The 5296-nt window shown below is 66.7% G+C and carries 6 protein-coding genes; 3 read left to right on the top strand and 3 right to left on the bottom strand.

Annotated elements, in window-relative coordinates:
- Positions 1-87 precede the first annotated feature (87 nt).
- Positions 88-1043, top strand: a protein-coding gene (locus E4V01_RS25120; RefSeq protein WP_135300260.1) for an IS630 family transposase whose coding sequence is annotated in 2 segments (ribosomal slippage) — positions 88-433 and positions 433-1043 — 957 coding nt in all. Because the reading frame shifts where the segments join, the coding sequence is not laid out codon by codon here.
- Positions 1044-1326: 283 nt separating this feature from the next.
- Positions 1327-1686 (top strand): hypothetical protein, encoded by a 360-nt coding sequence (locus E4V01_RS26030; RefSeq protein ID WP_210234777.1) that lies wholly within the window; start codon positions 1327-1329, stop codon positions 1684-1686.
- Positions 1687-1711: 25 nt separating this feature from the next.
- Here E4V01_RS26030 and E4V01_RS25110 read toward each other — a convergent pair whose 3' ends face one another.
- Positions 1712-2332, bottom strand: coding sequence for an aromatic acid exporter family protein (locus tag E4V01_RS25110; RefSeq protein WP_060769036.1), 621 nt, complete (start codon positions 2330-2332; stop codon positions 1712-1714).
- Between the two features lie 171 nt (positions 2333-2503).
- Here E4V01_RS25110 and E4V01_RS25105 point away from each other — a divergent pair, with 171 nt between their 5' ends.
- Positions 2504-2683 carry a hypothetical protein gene (locus E4V01_RS25105; RefSeq protein ID WP_003604447.1) on the top strand — a complete coding sequence of 60 codons (180 nt, stop codon included), beginning with the start codon at positions 2504-2506 and terminating at the stop codon, positions 2681-2683.
- A gap of 140 nt (positions 2684-2823) precedes the next feature.
- On the opposite strand, the gene E4V01_RS25100 is transcribed toward E4V01_RS25105, so the two are convergent.
- Both E4V01_RS25100 and E4V01_RS25095 read right to left on the bottom strand, forming a co-directional pair.
- The gene (locus E4V01_RS25100) at positions 2824-4455 is read right to left on the bottom strand and encodes an AarF/ABC1/UbiB kinase family protein (RefSeq protein WP_060772179.1); all 1632 of its coding nucleotides are present in this window, start codon (positions 4453-4455) and stop codon (positions 2824-2826) included.
- Between the two features lie 160 nt (positions 4456-4615).
- Positions 4616-5095: a hypothetical protein gene (locus E4V01_RS25095; RefSeq protein WP_135300259.1), complete on the bottom strand. Its 480-nt coding sequence runs from the start codon at positions 5093-5095 to the stop codon at positions 4616-4618.
- Positions 5096-5296 lie beyond the last annotated feature (201 nt).

The raw sequence follows: 5296 nt of genomic DNA, 5'->3' as shown, positions 1-5296 counted from the left end.
TTAGAGCTGTTACCGACCGCTGTGAGTCGGTCGGGGTTCCCTGATGAGACGTGATCTGATTCCCTGTGTTCCTCGAAAGGAGGATCGATGGGATCACCATTGTCATCGGATCTGCGCGAGCGCGTGGTGAAGGCCGTGTCCGAGGGCGCCTCGCGGCGTCAGGCCGGCGCGCGGTTCGGGGTCAGTCCCGCCAGCGCCATCCGCTGGCAGGAGAGCTTCGAGCGGGAAGGCCGGGTGGCGGCCAAGCCGCAGGGCGGCGACCGACGCTCGCAGCAGGTGGAAGCCCATGCCGACCTGATCCTGCGCCTGCGCGCGGAGCAGCCGACCCGGATCCTGTCGGAGTTGCGAGCGCTGCTGGCCGAGCGCGGCATCTCCACCAGTGAGAGCGGCCTGTCGCGCTTCTTCCGGCGCCACGCCGTCACGCACAAAAAAACACGCTCCACGCCGCCGAGCAGCAGCGGCTGGATGTGAGGGCCGAGCGCGAGGACTGGTTCGAGGCCCAGGACGAACTCGACCCGGACAAGCTGGTCTTCCTCGACGAGACGGCGACCACCACCAGCATGGTGCGCCGCTACGGCTGGGCGCCGCGTGGCGAGCGCTGCCGGGTCGCCGTTCCGCACGGACATTGGAAGACGACCACCGTCACGGCCGCCCTGCGCACCAACGGAGTGGCGGCCACGGCCCTATTCGACGGAGCCACCAACGGCAAACGCTTCCGAGCCTACGTCACCGACACCTTGGTGCCCGTGCTGAAGCGAGGCGATACGGTGATCATGGACAACCTCGGCGCCCACAAGGTGGCCGGCGTCCGGGAGGCGATCCAGGCGGTGGGCGCCAAGTTGCTCTATCTTCCGCCCTACTCGCCGGACTTCAACCCCATTGAACAAGTGTTCGCCAAGCTTAAAGCCGACCTGCGCAAAGCCGCGGCCCGGACGTTTCCAGACCTGAAAGCGGCGATCCGATCCGCCTTCGACAGCCTCACGCCAAAAGCCTGTCGCAACTGCCTCACAGCGGCCGGATACGACGCATATGACCCAACCTGATCGGTAACAGCTCTAGTCGGCCGCCACAAGTTTTGTCCTCACGGACAAGGGTGTTCCGGATGGTGATCGATCAGGCCATTTTTTCGGCCGCGCACGCCGGTGGCCGTGGTCGCCATCGGTGATGGCGGTGAAGCGCTTCTGATACGCGCGCTCCTCGAATCCCTCGGGGCCGCCGTGCTTTTGCACCTGATCGGGACGCCCGGCGATTTCCTACGGGTCATAGGGCAAGGTGTAACCGCGCCGCCCTACATCGTGATCTGCGCCCATGGCGACGAAAAGGGGCTTGATCTTCGGGGCCTTCAGGGAAAGTATCGATACGGCTTCCCTCAGAGACGGCTCGATGCCGCCGGAGGTGATCGCGCAGCATGCCGATCTACCGGGGACGAGCATCGTCAGCACCGCCTGTCTGTCCGGCTCGCAGGCTTTCGCATCGGCATTTCTGGAGAACGGGTCGCACTGCGTGATCGGACCGGACGGTTATCCGGACGGCGCCGATGCGGGTCTGTTCATCCATCTCCTGTTTCATCGCCTGCTGAGGTGTGGCGAACCCCTGTCGCAGGCTCTCGAAACCATCCGATCCTACGATGAGCGACTTGCTCTCTTCATCGGCCGCACTGCCCCGCGAAAGCCGCCTGGGGGGTGACGTTCGAAAGGCTGATCTGCAAGCGTCAGAGCTTGATCCCGAACCTCCGGTTCAGGCGTGTCACAAGCCAGACGGTACCGATCGCCACGCAGACACCCCAGCCGACCTCCAGCACCCGCGATCCCGCCATCCGCTCAACCGGCCCGAGATGCGGCACCAGCAGGATGATCGTGGCGGTGATCCCGGCCAGTCGGCAGGCACTCGCCACGTTGACGAGCCAGCAGGCCAGGATCGCGAGCACGACCGTGGCCGCGTAGGTCGGCAGGGACGGTCCCAGGGTCAGGTAGGCGGAAAGCCCGATCAGTCCGCCGATCGCGGCACCGGTGAACTGGTCCCGGGCGGTGGAGCGGGTCGCGCCGAACTCAGTCTGCGCGACGGCGACCGCGGTGATCGCCGCCCAGAATCCTTCGCGCAAGCCGAGCACCTGCGTCGGCAGGTAAGCGACGATGGCAGCGACCGCCGACATTACGCCATGCGCGAGCCCGCCGGAGAAGCGCCGCCGCAGCGGCAGGCGCTTGCGCAGCCGCGTGACCTGATCCCGCAGCCAGCGGATGCGGCTGGTGTCGCGGTCGGCCCGGCGCGTCTTTTCGAAGGCGGCCTCCGCGGCGGCGCGCTCCGTAGCGCCCTCTTCCCCCTTCCTGCTCATGATATGAAGCCCGTTCGGCCTGCATCCGCCCTCCCTTCAAGCCTTCGGCCGCGTGATGGATGGCAGGCCGGAACGATCGGAACGGTGAACGCGAAAGCCCCGGAGAAAACTCCCGGTTAAGCCTGAGCCCCTATCACCGGCCCATCGAGCCTGGTGACGAAAGGAGCGCCGATGACCAGGGACCAACTCGCGATTGAATTGAAGCGCATGGCCTCCTCGCAGGTCAGCGACATCGAGCGCGCGGTGAAGGCGGGGCACAAGACCATCGCCCTGAACGAACTGGCCGATCTCGACCGCCAGCTCAAGGCGCTGGCCGCCGCCCTCAAGGCCAAGCCCGTCATCCGCGCCTGAGACCCGGCTTTCGCCCCCCGCGACAGAACCGGCCCCGCCCTCCTGGGCGGCGGCCGCGCGCCCATCCGTCTCGGAATTCCCGGCGCCCTTCGACTCGAAGCGGGTCGTCCGTTCAGCTGACCGGGACCGCCCGGTCGATCTCAACGATCGCGGCTCAGCAACACCAGCCAGCCGATACCGAGCACCGCCACCGTCATCCCGATGATGACGAAGGCCGGCGTGCCGAGATCGATGAGCCGCGGCGCGAGCTGTGTCGCGAACGCCGCCACGACGAGGCCGACGGCGACCCGCGCGGCCCCCCGCTCGATGCCCCGCACGAGCTTGTCCATCCCCTTCAGCTCGATCTCGACGGTGACGCGCCCCTGCTTGAGGCGCACCAGCATGAGATGGATCAGCGTCGGCAGCTCGGAGGCCGCGCCGTAGAGGCCGGTCCCGAGCGATTCCGCCTTACGCATCAGGCCGCGCAGCGAGAATTGCGAGCGCATGCTCGCCCGCACGGTCGGGCCGGCGGCGGCGAACAGGTCGAAAGCGGGGTCGAGCTGGCGCATGACGCCGTCAGCGGTGACGAGCCCCTTAAACAGGATCGCCAGATCGGTCGGCATCGCGAGATCGTTCTCGCGGGCCATGGTCATGAAGTCGGTGAGCACGAGCCCGAGATTGAGCGGGATCGAGGAATGAGCCTGCACGAAGTTCTGGGCGGACTGTTCCAGCTTGCTCAGGTCCGGATTCGACGTGCCGGTCCAATCGAGGAGCGTGGCCATCAGGCCATCGACATCCTGCTTGAGCATGGCGCCGATCAGAACGAGGAGCTGCTGGCGCCGCTTCTGCGACAGACGCCCGACGATGCCGAAATCGATGAAGCCGATCCGGTTGCCGGGCAGGATCAGCAGATTGCCGGGATGCGGGTCGGCGTGGAACACGCCCTCGATCAGCGCCATGCGGAGGAAGGCGTCGCAGCCCTTCTGCGCCAGCGCCTTCTTGTCCGCGCCCATCGTCCGTAGCGCGGCGGCATCATTCGGCGAGACGCCGTGGATGAACTCCTGGACGAGCACCCGCTCGGAGCACCACTCCCAAAAAATCTTCGGGATGACGATGTCGTCCCGTCCGGCGAAGATCTCGGCGATCATCTCGCAATTGCGAGCTTCGTTGAGCAGATCGAGCTCGCCGTTGAGGCCGTTGGCGAGGTGGCGCATCTGCTCCTGAGGCTGGTAGCGGGCCATCTCCGGCCACTCCGCCTCGACGATGCGGGCGCCGTGCGCCATCAGCCGCAGATCCGCCTCAATGATCTTCCGCAGCCCCGGTCGCAAAACCTTGACCACGACCTCCTCGCCGGAATGGAGTCGCGCCCGGTAGACCTGGGCGATCGAGGCCGAGGCGATCGGATTGAGGTCGAATTCGGCGAAGACCTGTTCCGGCGGCGCGCCGAGATCGGCTTCGAGCTGCGGCCCGATCAGGGCCCACGGCACCGGCTTCACCTGGCTGTGCAGCTTCTCCAGCTCGTCGGTCCAGACCGGCGAGAGCAGATCGGGGCGGCTCGCCAGAACCTGACCGAACTTGATGAAGGTCGGCCCCAGGGTCTCGATGGCGCGGCGCAGCCGCTCCGGCTGCGAGAGCCGTGTGACGTCGACCCGCGGCGTTCGGCGGGGAATGAGCGGGATGTTGTGCAGCCCGAGTCGGTCAACGATCTTGGTCAGCCCGAAGCCGATCAGAACCGAAGCGATTTCCGAAAGGCGCTGACGGTCGCGCGCAGCGACGAAGGCTGTTTTGAGCATGATGGTCTTGCGTGTCGCGCGAAGCGTCGGTTCGGGCAAGACCGATCCGGCCCTCGCCGGGCATCTCGCAATGGCGCGGCCATGGGGCTTTTTTAGGATTGCAACCGCCGCGACCGGTCTACCCTCACGGGGACCGGCGCGACACCGACGACCCGCCTCTTCAGGGAGTGGTCGCCTCGGCGCTCACGTCGATCAAGACACGTTCGACCGGGTTGGACGCTTCCGAGCGAATGGTGCGGAGAATGCCTGGCACGTCGGCGCCCGCCGTGCCGAATCGCGCCCAAGCTGCCTGGCAGCGGCGATGGTCGGCGTCCGTCAGGAAGTAGCGCTCCTGCTCATCCAGCAGCGTCGCGTAGACGGCGGCGCGCACGCCTCGCTCTTGGCCGACATAGAGTTGATAGATGCGGCTCCAGAACGCCTCGTCGAGTTCCCACTCGCACTGGCCCGCCGCCCTCATCATCGCGAGCTTGCGGAGACTCTGCCGCTCGGCATGCGGCATGGCGAGGAAGCCGTAGCGCGCCTTCAGCACCCGGCCTCCGGCGGCATAGCCGCTTTCGGTGGTCAGGGCCCAGCCGAGATAGACGCCCGCCGCTGCCACGAGCAGACCGGCCGTCAGAACAAGTGCTCGGATCGCGGTCATGGGAAGGTCTCTCACGTCGAACGCCCATCCTGCCACCAACCTGGGCAGCATCAAGGTGAGCGACCTCTCCCCTGGCCTGCGTTTTGGCCGTGGCCTGAGATCGCGCTTGATGCGAAGCCCCCTCCCCTTCCGTCGGGTCTGGCGGGGACGGCCGCGCGGTATGTGCGGTGAGTGCGGTGTCGGGTATCGTGAACGACGGAA

Source organism: Methylorubrum sp. Q1, assembly GCF_004683995.1.
In the GTDB taxonomy this organism is placed as follows: Bacteria; Pseudomonadota; Alphaproteobacteria; order Rhizobiales; family Beijerinckiaceae; genus Methylobacterium.
The sequence above is the reverse complement of the archived record's forward strand: the minus strand, read 5'-3'. Positions and strand labels throughout refer to the sequence as shown.

Bases quoted from the DNA above. Each gene is read 5' to 3' on its own strand.
- E4V01_RS25110 (WP_060769036.1), bottom strand. From the start codon at position 2,332: ATGAGCAGGAAGGGGGAAGAGGGCGCTACGGAGCGCGCCGCCGCGGAG.
- E4V01_RS25105 (WP_003604447.1), top strand. From the start codon at position 2,504: ATGACCAGGGACCAACTCGCGATTGAATTGAAGCGCATGGCCTCCTCG.
- E4V01_RS25100 (WP_060772179.1), bottom strand. From the start codon at position 4,455: ATGCTCAAAACAGCCTTCGTCGCTGCGCGCGACCGTCAGCGCCTTTCG.
- E4V01_RS25095 (WP_135300259.1), bottom strand. From the start codon at position 5,095: ATGACCGCGATCCGAGCACTTGTTCTGACGGCCGGTCTGCTCGTGGCA.